The sequence below is a fragment of the Streptomyces xiaopingdaonensis genome, assembly GCF_000262345.1.
GTDB lineage: Bacteria > Actinomycetota > Actinomycetes > Streptomycetales > Streptomycetaceae > Streptomyces > Streptomyces xiaopingdaonensis.
Genome location: NZ_AJTQ01000192.1, coordinates 1 through 14,092, shown reverse-complemented (window position 1 = coordinate 14,092; position 14,092 = coordinate 1). Strand labels below are relative to the sequence as shown.

Genomic DNA, 14,092 nt, shown 5'->3' with positions numbered 1-14,092 from the left:
GGCGCCCGACGCGGCGGGCGAACGCCACTCGCTCGTCGCGGAGTTCACCTGGGGCCTCCTCCAACGGCTGCCGCAGGGTCCCGACATCACCGAGACGTAGGCGGCGCCCCGGAGGCGTACGCCCATGTCCGATTCCCGCGAGATCCCGCCCTCGGGACGACGCACACTGGAATACGTGAAGGAAGCAGCAGGCGCCGCGGAAAGCAGGCAGGACCCCAGGTACGAGGCGGTCCGCAGCAGGGACGCGCGGTTCGACGGCGTCTTCTGCACCGCCGTGCGCAGCACCGGCATCTACTGCCGTCCGAGCTGCCCCGCCGTCACGCCGAAACCGGAGAACGTCCGCTTCTACCCGTCGGCCGCGGCGGCGCAGCAGGCCGGGTTCCGCGCCTGCCGCCGCTGCCGGCCCGACGCCTCGCCGGGTTCCGCCGAGTGGGACCTGCGTGCGGACCTCGTCGGCAGGGCGATGCGCATGATCGCGGACGGCGTCGTCGACCGGGAGGGCGTCGGCGGCCTCGCCCGCCGCCTCGGTTACAGCAGCCGCCAGGTGCAGCGGCAACTCACCGCCGAGCTCGGCGCAGGACCCGTCGCGCTCGCCCGCGCCCAGCGCGCGCACACGGCGCGCGTCCTCCTCCAGACGACCCCTCTCTCCGTCACCGACGTGGCCTTCGCCGCGGGCTTCTCCAGCGTCCGCCGCTTCAACGAGACCGTCCGCGAGGTCTACGCGCTCACCCCCAGCGCCCTGCGCGCGGCAGCCCCCCGCGGCAGCCACGGCACGGCCGACGGCGAAGGACTCGCGCTGCGCCTCGCCCACCGGGGCCCCTACGCCGCGGCGCAGGTCTTCGACTTCCTCGGCCGCCGGGCCGTCCCGGGCGTCGAGGAGATGCGCGGGGAACCCGGCCGACGTACCTACCGGCGCACGCTGGCGCTTCCGTACGGCGTCGGCGTCGCCTCCGTCGCGGAGCCGGCGCGGTCGAAGCCGGGCGGCTGGCTCGACGTCCGGCTCCGCCTCACCGAACTGCGCGACCTCGCCACCGCCGTCGAGCGGCTGCGGTCCCTCTTCGACCTCGACGCCGACCCGTACGCCGTCGCCGAACGCCTCGCGGACTCGGGCCCGTTGGCGCGGCTCGCCGCGGCGGAGCCGGGCCTGCGCTCGCCGGGTGCCGCCGAGCCGCACGAGCTCGCCGTGCGCGCGGTGCTCGGGCAGCAGGTCACCGTCGCGTCGGCGCGCACGCTCGCCGGGCGGCTCGTCGCGGTGTACGGCAAGCCGCTCGCGGCCCCCGACGGCGGCCTGACGCACCTGTTCCCCGACGCCGCCGCCCTCGCCGAGGCACCGCTGGACGAAGTGGGCATGCCCGAGGCCCGCCGCACCGCCCTCCGCGCGCTCGCGGCGGCGCTCGCCGACGGCACCGTCCCGCTGGAGGCCGGCGCCGACCGCGACGACGCCGAACACGCGCTCCGCTCACTCCCCGGCATCGGCCCCTGGACTGCCGGCTACGTCCGCATGCGCGCCCTCCGCGATCCGGACGTCTTCCTGCCGGGAGACGCCGGCGTCCGCCACGGCCTCGCCCTGCTCGGCTGCGCACCCCCGCACGCCGCACGCTGGCGGCCCTGGCGCTCGTACGCCGTCCACCACCTGTGGCGCGCAGCCGCCGGAAGCACACCACCCACGACGAAGCGGCCCGCCCGCGCGAACCGGAGCACACCATGACCCTCGCCCCCGCCCTCCAGACCGTGCACGCCTACCACCGAAGCCCCCTCGGAGACCTCCTCCTCACCGGCGACGGCCACACGCTCGCCGGCCTGACCGTCCCCGGTCAACGCGCCGCCACCGGCGTCCGCGACGACGCGGCCTTCCCCGAGGTGCGCCGCCAGCTCGACGCGTACTTCGCCGGCGAGCTGCACCGCTTCGACCTGCCCCTCCGCACGGCAGGCACCGCCTTCCGCGAGCAGGTCTGGCGCGCACTCGACTCCGTGCCCTTCGGCGAGACGACGACGTACGGCGCCCTCGCCGCATCGATCGGCCTCCCGCGCAACGCCGTCCGGGCCGTCGGCGGCGCCGTCGGGGCCAACCCGCTGCTGATCGTGCGTCCTTGCCACCGCGTCGTGGGGGCCGACGGCTCGCTCACCGGGTTCGCGGGCGGTCTGGAGAACAAGCGCCTGCTCCTCTCGCTGGAGGGCGCTCGCTGACTGCTCTTCGGGCGGGACGCCGCGCCTGCCGACGGAGGCGGCGCGGGGACGTGGCGGTCCCTCGTCCCCAACGGCCGTCTCTTCGACGGGCGGACGGAAGCGGCACCCAGGGGGCAGCGTCCGTCGAAGACAAGATCGCTGGTGGGCGCGAAGGAGCTTCGGATGACCGGCCTGTCGACCCGCTACCGGAGGAGAGCGGGCTGACGGGGACCGGGCGGCGGCAAGCCGCGTTGCTCGGCCAACGCCTCCGGGATATCCCCTTCGCCGCTGTACACCACGGCCCTCTGCCGCAGGCGGAACGGACCGCACGCCTCGGCCGCAGTTCTTCGGGCGGACGCGGCCTCCCACCGGCCCACCGTGAGCAGCGGGCAGCCCCGGGGTGCGGACATGCGGCAGACCACACCGCGCACCGGGCCTGGCGGTCGGCTGCACCGTGCCCCCGGCTTCCGGCAGGCGGGGCTTGCGCCCAACTCGCGCCGTGCCGAAGGCCGTCCGCGCCGGCTACAGCCCCCAGCTGTGAATCCACCGCGGACGGACCACGATCAGCTCGTCGCTCATCTGCGGGTTGACGTCGTGCGGCCCCGTCCGCAGCTCGGCCTCGCCGCGGATCTCGACGCCCCTGACGTGCCAGGGCCGCACGCCGGCGAGGTCGTCGACGACGAGCGCGAGCCACGGGTTGCCCTTCAGGTTCCGCCACTTGCGCGTGGTGGCGAGCGCACAGCCGCCGACCACGACCGTGCCGTCGTCCCGCGGGTAGAAGCCCACGGGATTGTTCTGGGGGCGCCCTTTCGCGTCGACGGTGGCGAGGCGGGCGAGCCGCTGGGTCCTGAGGTAGGCGCGCTCGGCGGCGGTGAACTCCGCGTCGCCCGCGGCGGTTCGAGAGGTCATGGGAACAGCCTGCCGTACGGGGAGCGAGTCCGCTTCCGGCTGCGGGAGCACCCGGCTCCGTCGCACGACCGAGGACCGCCGCAGGGCCTCAGCGGGTCGCCGCGAGGGAGACCAGCCAACCGCCGGCCACCAGCAGGCACGCCATCAGCTCGGTGAGTACGGCCCAGCCGCGGGCGCGCATCAGCGAGCGCGTCGAGGCGAGGGCGGCGGCCCGGCTGCCCAGGTGCGTCCGCTCCCAGAGGTAAGCGCCGAGCAGGAAGCCGAGGACGCCGCCGAGTACGGGCACGGCGAAGAACCCGACCACGCCTACGGCTCCGGCGCTCAACAGGGCGCGCCGCCCCATCAGTTGACGACCGTGCGCCACGCCCGGCAGCAGTTGCACCGCGGCGTTGAGGAGCAGCAGCGCCGTCGAGCCGCCCAGCAGCCACCAGGCGGCCGGATCGCGCTCCGCCGTCGCCCACCAGAAGACGGCGGCCCACACCGCCATCGGCCCCGGCACCCCCGGCAGGAAGGACCCGCAGACGCCGAGCAGCAGCACCAGCCCGACGACCGGCGCCTGCCACGCCCCCAACGTTCCTGCCGTCCACATGGGGCAAGCCTGCCGGACGGCGGGCGTCGGCGCCTGCCGCGCTGGTCACCGAGGGTGACCCCGCGGACGGCTCGGGGGTACCGGGCGTGCGGCGCCGCCGGGCGGGGGACAATGGCCCGATGAGTGAGAAGGGGGAGCCGCGGCAGCGTCGGCCCGAACAGGACGACTGGTGGGCCCAGTTGTACGCGACCGACGCACCGGACACCGGTCGCTCCAGCACAGAGGACACCCTCGACGACCGTTTCGCCTCCGTCACCCGCACCATGCGCGGCAGCCCCGCACGGCAGCAGGGCGGACAGTCGCACGAGGAGAACGGGACCACGGAGGCCGGCACCGCCGACGGGGAGGGCGCGACCCTGCCGAACCCCGACCCGAGGGCACCGCTCGCAGCCCCACCCGGCGCGGACGACCGCCGAGGGAGCACAGGGGAGAGCCCCGGCTCACCGGCCGACGCCGGTACGCCCGCCCCGGCCGCCCCGCAGCCCGGTCCCACGCCCCGCACCCCGCCCGGCGCAACGGCCTCCTTCCCGGACACCGCGCCGCCGCCCTCGTCCGTCCGGCACGGTGCCCGGCCCTCCGCGGAGGGCCCTCACGCGCCTGAGGACGGCGGTACCGGCGCGGGGCCGCCGGTCGGGTCGCGCGGAGGCGCCGGGTCCGGTGCGGACGAAGAGGTATCTCCGGCCCAGCCCGGGGACACGGCGCTCGACACCGACGAAGAGGTGCCTTCGGGGCTCGAGGCCGCAGACGGGGGAGTACCTGCGTCCGGCGCCGGTGGCGAAGCGGCATCGTCCGCTCCGGTGCCCGGAGTTGAGGGTGCCGGGACGGATTCGCCCGTCGGTTCAGAGAGGGCGGGAAGAGGGGCGGACGTGCCGTCGCCGGCCTCGTCGCCGGGGGGTGAGAACGCCGGGTCGGGCGCGGTGGAGGAAGTTCGGTCGGTTCCGCCCGTCGGCTCGCAGCGGACGGGAGCGGAAGCGGACGGGCCGTCGCCGGTTCGGTCGCCCGGGGCCGACGGTTCCGGATCGGGCGCGGCAGGGGAGTTCCGGCCGGTTCCGCCCGTCGGCTCCGAGTGGACCGACGTAGGGGCGGACGTGTCGTCGCCCGGAGTTGAGCGCGCCGGACCGGGTACGGCGGAAGAGCCGCCGCCGGTACCGCACGTCGATTCCGCGCAGACGGACGCGGAGGCGCCGGAGCGAGGGACGCCCGAGCAGAGCGCCCCGCCCCGAGCGGAAGGCGGCGCGGCAGCCCGGAAGATGTCCGACGCCGTCGGGCTCCCCGCCGGCGGGGAGGTGTCCGCGCCCGAAGAGGCGGTGGCCGAGGGGGGCGTCGGGGCGCGCGAGGAAGCGGACTTTCCGGTGGCCGATCCGTCGGCCCTCATCGATCTCCTCCCCGGCACCGTTCTCGACGGAGGGCGCCACGGCGCCTGCACGGTCCGTGCCGTCTCCCGCAGGGGCCCCGCCGCGGAGGTGCGCGGACTGCCGCGCGGCGAGGCGCTGTTGACGGTGCGTTTCGGTACGGGCGCGGGGGCGCTCCTCCTCGTCGCCGTCGCCGCGGGGCCCGTCGGCATACCCGGTGCGCACCGGGCGGCGCGCGAAGCGTGCCACTCGATCGCGCGGTCCGTGGGGCGCAGCCACGTGCGCCTCGGCGAGGACATCAGGGCCGGCAGGCGCGGGGCGCTCAAGTCGGGGCTCAGCCGTCTCGCCGACCGCAGCTACGGGAAGTTGCGGGCGCAGGCGGCCGCGCTCGGGCTCGCGCCCGACACGTACACCGCCGAACTCCGCTGCCTCCTCGTCCCCGAGGACCCGGCCTGCGCGCTGCGGGTCTTCTTCGGCGTGGGCGAGGGCGGGCTCTTCCGCCTCAGGGAGGGCGAGTGGCAGGACCTCGAACCCCCGGCCCCGCGGGAGGCCGAGGACCCCGAGGACGAAGCACCGGGCTCGCGCCTCCCCGCGACGGGTCCGCGCTACGGCAGGACGTCGGACGACGACCCCAGGCACGCGCTGGGCCGCGCCTGGGAGGCACCCTCCGCCGGCGCGGCGCCGGGCATCTCGGACGCCGACACCCTCCCTGGCGACGCACCGCTCGCCGCGGCCGACCGCGCTGCCCCCGACCCGGCGCGCGCCGCCGCCGCGGTGGGCGGAGTCCAGGCGGAGGCGCCGCACACGCGCTCCAAGCCGTACCGCTTCCGAGCCACCGAAGCGCGCCGCGGCGACGTGCTCCTGCTGTGCAGCACCGGGCTCGCCCGCCTCCTGCGGGACGACCGGCCGCTCGCCGCACACCTGCGCGCCGTGTGGAAGCCCGGCGCCCCCGCGCCGTCGCTCCCGCGCTTCTTCGCCGACCTGGACGTCGAGGAACTCCTGGGCCGGACGGCCGAGTTCGACGAGACGTACCCCGAGGACCGCACCGCGGCGGCCGTCTGGGAGAGCCCGTGACTCACGCCGACGCGACCACCGCGAAGGAGGGCGCGTCGGTTCGTCACGGAAGGTGTTGAGAAGTCGAAGCACCCGTCGATGGTTGCTCCCACAGCGCTGCCGGCCGCCGCGGTCGTGCGGAGGTCCACGCCGCCCGCGGTCCGCAGCACCCGCGTGCGGCGACGGCCCTGACCGCGCGCGAGCATCGGACGGTGGCGGGCGGACGGAAGCGGCCGCGCCGCGAAATGTGCCTCACCCGGGGCGTCGGCCCGGCCCGCGCCGTCGGCGGCGAGACAGCGGGGGTCGACGCGCGCGGGGCCGTGCGATGCCCGGCAGTGGGGGCTCAGGCGCGCCTCGCCATGGTCGGCGGCGCTGGGAGCGGTGACGGGACTGCCTGGGGAACCGTCGTCGAGTACGCCGAAATCGGAGCGTCCTCGGCTGAGCCCGCCCCCTCGCGGCTGCGGCACCTGCCGGAGCACTCGCGATCTCGGTCCGCACTTGCCAAGCCACCTGTGTGCAGCGGGGCTTCGCCGGCTGCCGCGCCCGTGGCCTCAGCACGAAGGGGCCTGGCCTCGCATCGCAGACCCACCGCAGCTCCGGGAAAAAGGAAATGGCAAGGAACTCTCTCCTCGCCATGCTCAACGTATAGCGCACAGGGTGCCTTGCGGCAAGGCCCCGGGGGCGGCGCAGAATCGTCGCTCAAGGTCGCGACCTGCGGAAAAGCGGCGTCAGTCGCGTGCAGTGCAGGGGAACCAGGCTGTTGCGGAGGGGATCACGATGAGCGGGGGCTACGTGCGGGACCTCGGGGAGACCGACGAGACCGAGTCGGCACTCGTCGGCGGCAAGGGCGCGCACCTGGGAGCGTTGTCGCGCATCGACGGCGTCCGCGTGCCGGCGGGCTTCTGCGTGACGACGGACGCCTTCGGGCGAGCCCTGGCGGACGATCCGTCGATCGGCGACCGGATCGACGAGCTGTCGCTGCTGGCTCCGGACGACGAGGAGGCCGCCCGCGTGCTCGGCGGGGAGATCCGCCGCGCGATCGAAAGGGCTGCCGTACCGGCCGAGTTGGCGGCGGCGGTCAGTGGCGCGCTCGCCCGGCACGGCGCTGGTCGCGCCTACGCCGTGCGGTCCAGCGCGACGGCGGAGGACCTGCCCACGGCCTCCTTCGCGGGCCAGCAGGACACGTACCTGAACGTCATGGGGGAGGCCGACGTACTCCGGCACGTCAGCCGGTGCTGGGCGTCGTTGTTCACCGACCGTGCCGTGGCCTACCGCAGGCGGAACGGCATCGACCACCGCAACGTGCACATGGCCGTGGTCGTGCAGCGCATGGTCCTCCCTCAGGCGTCCGGTGTGCTGTTCACGGCCGACCCCGTCACGGGTGACCGGAAGACCGCCACCGTGGACGCCGGGTTCGGCCTCGGCGAGGCCCTGGTCTCCGGCCTGGTGAGTCCCGACACCTTCACCGTCCGGCAGGGCGAGGTCGTCACCGCGTCGGTCGCCGCGAAACAGCGGCTCGTCGAGGCGCTGCCCGGGGGCGGCACGCGGGACGTGGCGATCGACGCCGAGCGCCGGGAGCGGCCTGCGCTGACGGAGGCGCAGGTGCTGCGGCTGGTGCGGCTCGGGCGGCGGATCGAGACACGCTTCGGGTGGCCGCAGGACATCGAATGGTGTCTGGTGGGAGGCGAGTTCACGTTCGTGCAGTCGAGGCCGGTCACCACGCTGTTCCCGTTGCCCGAGGAGGGGCACGGGGAGAACCGGGTCTATCTCTCGGTCGGGCACCAGCAGATGATGACCGACCCCATCAAGCCCCTGGGATTGTCCCTGTGGCGGATGACGGCCATGGTGCCGATGCACGAGGCGGGCGGGCGGCTGTTCGTCGACGCCACCCCGCGCCTGGCCTCGCCCGGGAGCCGCGCCGCCGTCCTGGACATGCTCGGGAAGGGCGACCCGTTGATGAGGGACGCGCTGGAAGTCGTCCTAGCCCGTGCGGACTTCCTGCCCTCCGGACCGGGCCCGTCCCCCGCCGGGCCACTGGTGCCCGGCCCGGCGTCCGTCGACACCGACCCGGCCCTCGTCGCCGAACTGATCGAGCGCAGCCGGACGTCGCTCGCCGCGCTGGAGCGAGACATCCGGACCAAGTCGGGGCCGGAACTCTTCGATTTCCTGCTCGAGGCCGCGGCGGAGCACAGGCGGCTCCTCGGCGACCCGCTCAGCACGCAGGTGCTGACGGCGGGGATGGACGCCACCTCGTGGTTGAACGAGAAGCTGTGGGAGTGGCTGGGCGAGAAGAACGCGGCTGACACGCTCACCCTGTCCGCCCCCGGCAACGTCACCTCCGAGATGGGTCTGGCGCTGCTCGACGTCGCGGACGCCGTCCGCCCGTATCCGGCGGTGGTGGAGTTCCTGGAAGGTGTCGGGGGCGCCCCGGGCTCCGACGGAAGTGCCTTCCTGGACGAGTTGGGGAATCTTCCCGGCGGGGCGCGGGCGCGCGAAGCCGTCGAGTCCTACCTCGATCGGTACGGCATGCGCTGCGTCGGCGAGATCGACATCACGCGGCCGCGCTGGCGTGAGCGCCCGGCCACACTCGTCCCGATGATCCTCGACCACGTCAGGAAGTTCGCGCCGGGCGCGGCCGCACGCCGCTTCGAGGAGGGGCGGCAGCGGGCCTGGGCGAAGGAGCAGGAGGTGCTGTCGCGCCTGCTGGCCCTGCCCGACGGCGAGAGAAAGGCCGAGGAGGCGAAGCGGATGATCGACCGGGTCCGCACCTTCATCGGGTACCGGGAGTACCCGAAGTACGCGATCGTCAGCCGGTACTTCGTCTACAAGAAGGCCCTGCTGGAGGAGGCCGAGCGCCTCGTGCGCGCCGGTGTGCTCGCCGAGCGGGAGGACTTCTTCCACCTCACGTTCCAGGAGTTCCGCGAGGCCGCGCGTACCCACCGGGCGGAGAGCGGGCTCGTCCGGCGGCGCAAGGAGGCGTTCCGCTCCTACCATGCGCTGACGCCGCCCCGGGTGCTCACCTCCGACGGTGAGGCGGTCTCGGGCGCCTACCGGCGCGCCGACGTGCCGGACGGCGCCCTGGCCGGGGTGCCGGTCTCGGCCGGGACAGCCGAAGGGCGGGCCCGCGTCGTCCTGAACATGGCGGACGCCGATCTCGATACGGGTGACGTCCTCGTCACACCGTTCACGGACCCGAGTTGGTCGCCTCTGTTCGTCGGCATCGCGGGCTTGGTGACGGAGGTGGGCGGCCTGATGACGCACGGCGCGGTGGTCGCCCGCGAGTACGGCCTGCCCGCCGTCGTGGGCGTCGACCACGCCACCCGGCGCATCCGCGACGGCCAGCGCGTCCGTGTCCACGGCACCGACGGGTACGTCGAGTTCCTGCCGTGAACCGCCTGCCGCAGCGTTCCCGCGGCTCGCGACCCCGGGGCGCGGCCCCGGGAAGCAGGGGCCGCGCCCGAGGGCGCGCCCCCTCCGTCAGCCGAACTGCCTCTCGATCTCGGCGAGTTTCTCCTCCAGCGAGGCGAGCCGCGGCCCGGCGGTGCTGCCGTTCGCGGTCGAAGCCGCCGCGCCGGCGGATTCCTTGCCCGTCGTGCCCTCGTCCTCCGAGCCCTGCGGGCCGTGCCCCGCGCCGAGCGTCCGCGCCTCGGCCTCCCGACGCTCGCGCCTGCGCCGCTCGCGTCCCGACTCGGACGCCTCGGCCTCGACCTCCCGCGGCGGTTCGTCCTCGCCCGCACCCAGTACGCGACGCCTGCCCGAGCCGGCGACCTCGGTCACCGGGAGCTGCCCCGGGCGCGCCTCGCCGCCCGGTATCGGCTCGGGGGCGAGCGCGGGTGCGGGAGTCGCCTTCGTCAGCTCGACGTCGACCTGCCGGCCGCCGCCCCGGCCCCGACTCCACAGCCTGTGCTGCCTGTTGAGCGCTTTGACCCTCGCTCGCTCCAAACGCTGCTGCTCCCTCCGGCGCTGCCGGTCGTCCTCCTGCCGGCGCCGGTCGTCGCGCACCTCGTCGACCGCCTCGTCGAGCGTCCGGACGCCCTCCAGGAGCATCAGCGACCAGGCGCCGAAGGTCTCCCGCGGGGCGCGCAGCCAGCGCACCACCCTGATCTGCGGCAACGGCCGGGGGACGAGGCCCTGTTCGCGGAGGGCGGCGCGGCGGGTCTGCTTCAGGGCCCGGTCGAAGAGGATCGCGGCCGAGAGCGACATGCCGGCGAAGAACTGCGGCGCCCCCGCGTGGCCGGCGCCCCGGGGCGCGTGCACCCAGTTGAACCACGCGGCTGCTGCCGCGAAGGTCCACACCAGCAGCCGCGAGCCCAGCGACGCGTCCCCGTGGCTCGCCTCGCGCACCGCGATCATCGCGGAGAACATCGCCGCGCCGTCGAGGCCGAAGGGCACCAAGTACTCCCAGCCGCCCGACAGGTTGAGGTTCTGCCGACCGAAGCCGACGAGTCCGTGGAAGGAGAGCGCGGCCGCGACGGCGGCGCAGCAGAAGAGGAGGAGGTAGGCGGCCGTCGCGTACAGGGTCTCCTTGCGCCGGCGCCGCTGCTCCAGTGCGTCCGCCTGGTCCTGCGCGCCGTCGGCGGCGTCTGTGCGGCGGCCGTGGGTCAGCAACGTGACCGCGGCCAGGGCACCGGCCAGCAGGACGGCGCTCACCAGCACCCAGTTCAGCGGTATATCCGTCATGTTCATCGGGTGCCCCTTGCCCCATCGGCGCCGCCCGGCCGGATCTCCCGGGCGCCGGCGCACGCTCTTCGTCGCTTGGCTTCCGCGGAGCATCCTGGCCGAACTACCGGGCGCCGCTGGCGTTTTCACCGCAAGAAACAGCCAAAGGGCTGACTCCGTCACGGAGAGGGGGGAATCGGGTCGAACGAACTAGCCCGCCGATGCCAGCCGTTCGACCCGTTCGCTGTCACAGGTGCGGGGGCAGGTGACGCAGGTGTCGGCGGGCTCGAGCGTGTAGTACATGCAGCAGCTCGCGCGGGTGCGGGTGGGGAGGGCCTCGCCGGCCGGCCCCGTGAGGGTGCGGAAGTCGGCGCCCTGCGCGAAGGGCGTGGTGCGCCCGGGGAGCAGCGCGGCGGTCTCGCGCCGCGCGCGCTCTCCCTCGCCGAGGAGTCCGCCCAGGTACGTGAGCCCCTCGACGATCTCGTCGGTCGCGAGCCCCCAGAGCGCCCGGTCACGCCGGCGCACGCGCCGCCTGAACGCGTCGAGCACCGGGCCGAGATGCTCGGCGACGGCCTCGCGCACCGCGGCGCGCAGCCCCTCCTCGTCTGCCGTGCGGGCGTACGGCGAGGACGCGGCCGGGTCGTCGGGGAGGCAGGTGAACTCCCCCGCGCGGACGGCGAGTCGGGCCGTCCGCCGGTGGTAGGCGAAGGCGCCCGCGGGGAGGCGCGGCACCCTGCGCTGGAGGAACCAGGGGAGGGTGATCAGCAGGCACGCGGGCCAGGCGTACCGGTGGAGGCCGAAGGTCGCGACGACATCGGGCCGCGCCTGCCGGCCGTGGTCGCGCAGGGTCGCGGCGTCCTCCTGCGCCAGGTACGCGTCGAGCGCGGCTCCGCCGGACGCGAGGTCCTCGCCACTGAACCATCCCTGCCCGTCGGGCAGCGGCGCACCGGCGACGACCTCCGTGACGCGGAAGGCGGGGAGCACCTCGGTGAGCCTCGTGTAGGCGGCGGTGCAGGGCGTCAGGCGAGCGGCGACGGGCGCTGGGGGCGCGTACGTACTCATGGGCACCACCGGTTCGACGTGGACGAGCTGCGGGCGCCGGGTCGTGCGGCGAGCGGAGGCCGAAGGGCCCGTCGACCGCGCAGGACCAGGTAAGGCTTACCTTAACTGATGTTGGTCGGGCGGCAACGCGAGGCACTGCGTCCGTGGCACCGCCGCCCGCCGGAGGGCGAGGTGTGCCCGGGATCCGGTCGCCTCTAGGGTGCTGGCGAGACCTGGAGGGACAGATGGAGCAGATCCGTACGGAAGACGGCGCCGCGTCGCGTCCCTCCCCGCCCGTGCTGCCGCCGCGCGTACCCGGGCAGGGGGAGCCGCCTCCCGCGCCGCAGCGCCACTCGGTCCGCGCCCAGGTGCTCACGGCTCTGCGCCGGGCCCTGCTCGCCGGTGAACTCGCCCCGGGCGAGGTCTACTCGGCGCCCGCGCTCGCTTCCAGGTACGGCGTCTCGCCCACCCCGGTGCGCGAGGCGATGCAGCAGCTCGCGGCCGAGGGCGCGGTGGAGACGATGCCCAACCGCGGCTTCCGCGTCTGCCGGCACACCGCGCAGGAGGCTGCCGAACTCCGCGAGATACGCGCGCTGTTGGAGGTCCCGGCGGTGCTGCGCGCCGCGGCTGCGGCGCCGGACGGGTACCGGGAGCGGGCCCGTCGCCTGGCGGAGGCGGCCATGGCGGCCGCGGCCGCGGGCGACCGCACCGCCTACGCGGAGGCCGACCGCGCCTTCCACCGTGCGCTGGTGGACGCCGGCGGAAACGGCAGCCTCGGCGGGCTCGCGGAGGAGGTGCACCGCCGTGCCCAGTGGGCCGCCTGGACCGCCGCGGGGACGCCCGCACTGCGGCCCGCCTCGCGGCTCGTCGCGGCGGCGTCCGAACACCGCGCGATCCTCGACGCGTTGGAGGCCGGCGAGGCGGAGCGGGCGGGGGAGCTGCTCTCCATGCACCTGGAGCGCGAAGGGGAGTGAGGGTGCCGCTCTCCGCCGAGGGCGCGCGCATGGTGACCCGAGGGCGCCCTCAACCCTTCCTCGCCGGAGCGGGATTCACCCGTCGGTCTCCAACCTCGCCGCCAGCCACGCGGGGACGCCGCCGAGGAGGCGGATGAGGCGGCGGGCCTCCGTGCGGAGACGTTCCGCCTCGGACTCCGGCTCGACCTCGGCGAGCGAGGCGAGCGCCGGCGCCATGCCGACGAGGAAGCCCGCCTCCTCGCGCAGGCGCAACGACTCCGCGAACCCCTGGCGGGCCTCGGCCGTCTCGCCGGAGCGGAGTGCGAGGCCGGCCAGGTGGCGTGTGGTGGAGGAGGAGAGGAGGACGTCGCCGCGTGCGGTCGCGGCGGAGTGGGCGCGCAGGTAGGCGGCTTGGGCGGAGTCGGGGGTGTCGGTGAGGTTCTCGGCGAGGAGGCCGCGGCGGAGGTCGAGGAGGGCGCGTGCGGGCGCCGAAGGGGCGATGAGCGCGGCGGCTCGGCCGAGGGCCGCGCGGGCCTCGTCGGTGCGGTCGCGGACGCCGAGCACGGTGGCGGCGTAGGCGAGGTGGCCCCGCTCGCAGGCTGCGGCGCCGCGTTCGTCGTCGCTCGCGGCGAGCGCCTCGGCGGTGCGGAGCGCTTCCTCGGCGGCCGTCCAGCCGCCCGAGGTGTACATGCACCGCTCGACGAGGAGCGCGGCGCGGTGCAGCGCGGGTGCGGCGTGGTGGTGCGCGGTCTCTTCGAGGAGGGCGGCGGCGTCCTCCCAGCATCCTCGTGAGCGGAGCCGCCATACGGCGTGCGCGAGGGGATCGTCCTCGCTGTCTTCCGGGCCGTCGGGTCGTACCGAATCTGACATGGCGGTGTCCGCCACAGTGCCTCCCAAGCGCGCCTTCGAGCCGGATGTGTGGAAGATCTCAGCACGAGCGGCGGGGCAGCGCCAAGGGTCTGCTGTGAATCAGTTCACAAAGTTTTACCCGTTGATCGGTTCTGCCAACCGGCGGACGGCCGGGGCCTGTTGGTGATCGTTTGGGTCTGGCGGGTGGTCAGGACATGCGCAGTGCGAGGAAGAAGTCGAGCTTGTCCTCCAGTCGTGCCAGGTCGCGCCCGGTGAGCTGCTCGATCCGTCCCACCCGGTACCGCAGCGTGTTGACGTGCAGGTGGAGGCGGTTGGCGCAGCGCGTCCAGGAGCCGTCGGAGGCGAGGAACGTCTCGAGTGTGGCGACGAGTTCGGCGCGGTGCCTGCGGTCGTAGTCGTGGAGCGGGTCGAGCAGGCGGGAGGTGAAGGCGCGGCGCACGTCGTCGGGGACGAAGGGGAGGAGGAGGACGTGCGAGGCCAACTCCTCGTGCCCTGCCGCC

Annotated in this window: 11 protein-coding genes and 1 pseudogene; 6 read left to right on the top strand and 6 right to left on the bottom strand. The window is 75.0% G+C overall.

From position 1 onward, the window contains the following. Positions 1 to 124 precede the first annotated feature (124 nt). From UWG_RS0115835 to UWG_RS32560, 3 genes and pseudogenes are all read left to right on the top strand, one after another. Entirely contained in the window at positions 125 to 1,708 is a 1,584-nt protein-coding gene (locus UWG_RS0115835; RefSeq protein ID WP_016908202.1) for a DNA-3-methyladenine glycosylase 2 family protein, read from the top strand. After that, entirely contained in the window at positions 1,705 to 2,187 is a 483-nt protein-coding gene (locus UWG_RS0115830; RefSeq protein ID WP_016908201.1) for a methylated-DNA--[protein]-cysteine S-methyltransferase, read from the top strand. The genes UWG_RS0115835 and UWG_RS0115830 overlap by 4 nt, the downstream gene beginning before the upstream one ends. Before the next feature lie 134 nt (positions 2,188 to 2,321). Beyond that, positions 2,322 to 2,501 (top strand): annotated as a pseudogene (locus tag UWG_RS32560) (histidine phosphatase family protein); the annotation flags it as partial. A 187-nt stretch (positions 2,502 to 2,688) separates the two neighbouring features. Here the strand turns inward: UWG_RS32560 and UWG_RS0115825 are convergent. Continuing rightward, the gene (locus UWG_RS0115825; protein WP_029391489.1) at positions 2,689 to 3,075 is read right to left on the bottom strand and encodes a PPOX class F420-dependent oxidoreductase; all 387 of its coding nucleotides are present in this window, start codon (positions 3,073 to 3,075) and stop codon (positions 2,689 to 2,691) included. Positions 3,076 to 3,163: 88 nt separating this feature from the next. Next, the gene (locus UWG_RS0115820; RefSeq protein WP_033196170.1) at positions 3,164 to 3,664 is read right to left on the bottom strand and encodes a DUF456 domain-containing protein; all 501 of its coding nucleotides are present in this window, start codon (positions 3,662 to 3,664) and stop codon (positions 3,164 to 3,166) included. Positions 3,665 to 4,914: 1,250 nt separating this feature from the next. Between UWG_RS0115820 and UWG_RS32200 the strand changes: the two genes are divergently transcribed. Together UWG_RS32200 and rph are read left to right on the top strand one after the other, a co-directional pair. After that, positions 4,915 to 6,090 carry a protein phosphatase 2C domain-containing protein gene (locus tag UWG_RS32200; RefSeq protein ID WP_078495665.1) on the top strand — a complete coding sequence of 392 codons (1,176 nt, stop codon included), beginning with the start codon at positions 4,915 to 4,917 and terminating at the stop codon, positions 6,088 to 6,090. Between the two features lie 756 nt (positions 6,091 to 6,846). Further along, positions 6,847 to 9,459: a rifamycin-inactivating phosphotransferase gene (rph, locus tag UWG_RS0115810; RefSeq protein WP_016908197.1), complete on the top strand. Its 2,613-nt coding sequence runs from the start codon at positions 6,847 to 6,849 to the stop codon at positions 9,457 to 9,459. Positions 9,460 to 9,546: 87 nt separating this feature from the next. Here the strand turns inward: rph and UWG_RS0115805 are convergent, their stop codons facing one another. After that, on the bottom strand, positions 9,547 to 10,755 hold the full coding sequence (locus UWG_RS0115805) for a DUF2637 domain-containing protein (protein WP_016908196.1): 1,209 nt from the start codon (positions 10,753 to 10,755) through the stop codon (positions 9,547 to 9,549). Positions 10,756 to 10,938: 183 nt separating this feature from the next. Continuing rightward, positions 10,939 to 11,790, bottom strand: a complete 852-nt coding sequence (locus tag UWG_RS0115800) for a (2Fe-2S)-binding protein (protein ID WP_016908195.1) — start codon at positions 11,788 to 11,790, stop codon at positions 10,939 to 10,941. Positions 11,791 to 12,014: 224 nt separating this feature from the next. Between UWG_RS0115800 and UWG_RS0115795 the strand changes: the two genes are divergently transcribed. Further along, positions 12,015 to 12,743, top strand: a complete 729-nt coding sequence (locus UWG_RS0115795; RefSeq protein WP_016908194.1) for a GntR family transcriptional regulator — start codon at positions 12,015 to 12,017, stop codon at positions 12,741 to 12,743. A 75-nt stretch (positions 12,744 to 12,818) separates the two neighbouring features. On the opposite strand, the gene UWG_RS0115790 is transcribed toward UWG_RS0115795, so the two are convergent. Both UWG_RS0115790 and UWG_RS0115785 read right to left on the bottom strand, forming a co-directional pair. Further along, positions 12,819 to 13,592, bottom strand: a complete 774-nt coding sequence (locus tag UWG_RS0115790; RefSeq protein WP_086022509.1) for a hypothetical protein — start codon at positions 13,590 to 13,592, stop codon at positions 12,819 to 12,821. A gap of 187 nt (positions 13,593 to 13,779) precedes the next feature. Beyond that, on the bottom strand, positions 13,780 to 14,092 hold a 313-nt coding region (locus UWG_RS0115785), incomplete at its 5' end, for a PucR family transcriptional regulator (protein ID WP_016908192.1).

Excerpts from the sequence above, each read along its gene's own strand:
- UWG_RS0115835 (WP_016908202.1), top strand. The coding sequence starts at position 125 with ATGTCCGATTCCCGCGAGATCCCGCCCTCGGGACGACGCACACTGGAA.
- UWG_RS0115830 (WP_016908201.1), top strand. The coding sequence starts at position 1,705 with ATGACCCTCGCCCCCGCCCTCCAGACCGTGCACGCCTACCACCGAAGC.
- UWG_RS0115825 (WP_029391489.1), bottom strand. The coding sequence starts at position 3,075 with ATGACCTCTCGAACCGCCGCGGGCGACGCGGAGTTCACCGCCGCCGAG.
- UWG_RS0115820 (WP_033196170.1), bottom strand. The coding sequence starts at position 3,664 with ATGTGGACGGCAGGAACGTTGGGGGCGTGGCAGGCGCCGGTCGTCGGG.
- UWG_RS32200 (WP_078495665.1), top strand. The coding sequence starts at position 4,915 with ATGTCCGACGCCGTCGGGCTCCCCGCCGGCGGGGAGGTGTCCGCGCCC.
- rph (WP_016908197.1), top strand. The coding sequence starts at position 6,847 with ATGAGCGGGGGCTACGTGCGGGACCTCGGGGAGACCGACGAGACCGAG.
- UWG_RS0115805 (WP_016908196.1), bottom strand. The coding sequence starts at position 10,755 with ATGAACATGACGGATATACCGCTGAACTGGGTGCTGGTGAGCGCCGTC.
- UWG_RS0115800 (WP_016908195.1), bottom strand. The coding sequence starts at position 11,790 with ATGAGTACGTACGCGCCCCCAGCGCCCGTCGCCGCTCGCCTGACGCCC.
- UWG_RS0115795 (WP_016908194.1), top strand. The coding sequence starts at position 12,015 with ATGGAGCAGATCCGTACGGAAGACGGCGCCGCGTCGCGTCCCTCCCCG.
- UWG_RS0115790 (WP_086022509.1), bottom strand. The coding sequence starts at position 13,592 with ATGTCAGATTCGGTACGACCCGACGGCCCGGAAGACAGCGAGGACGAT.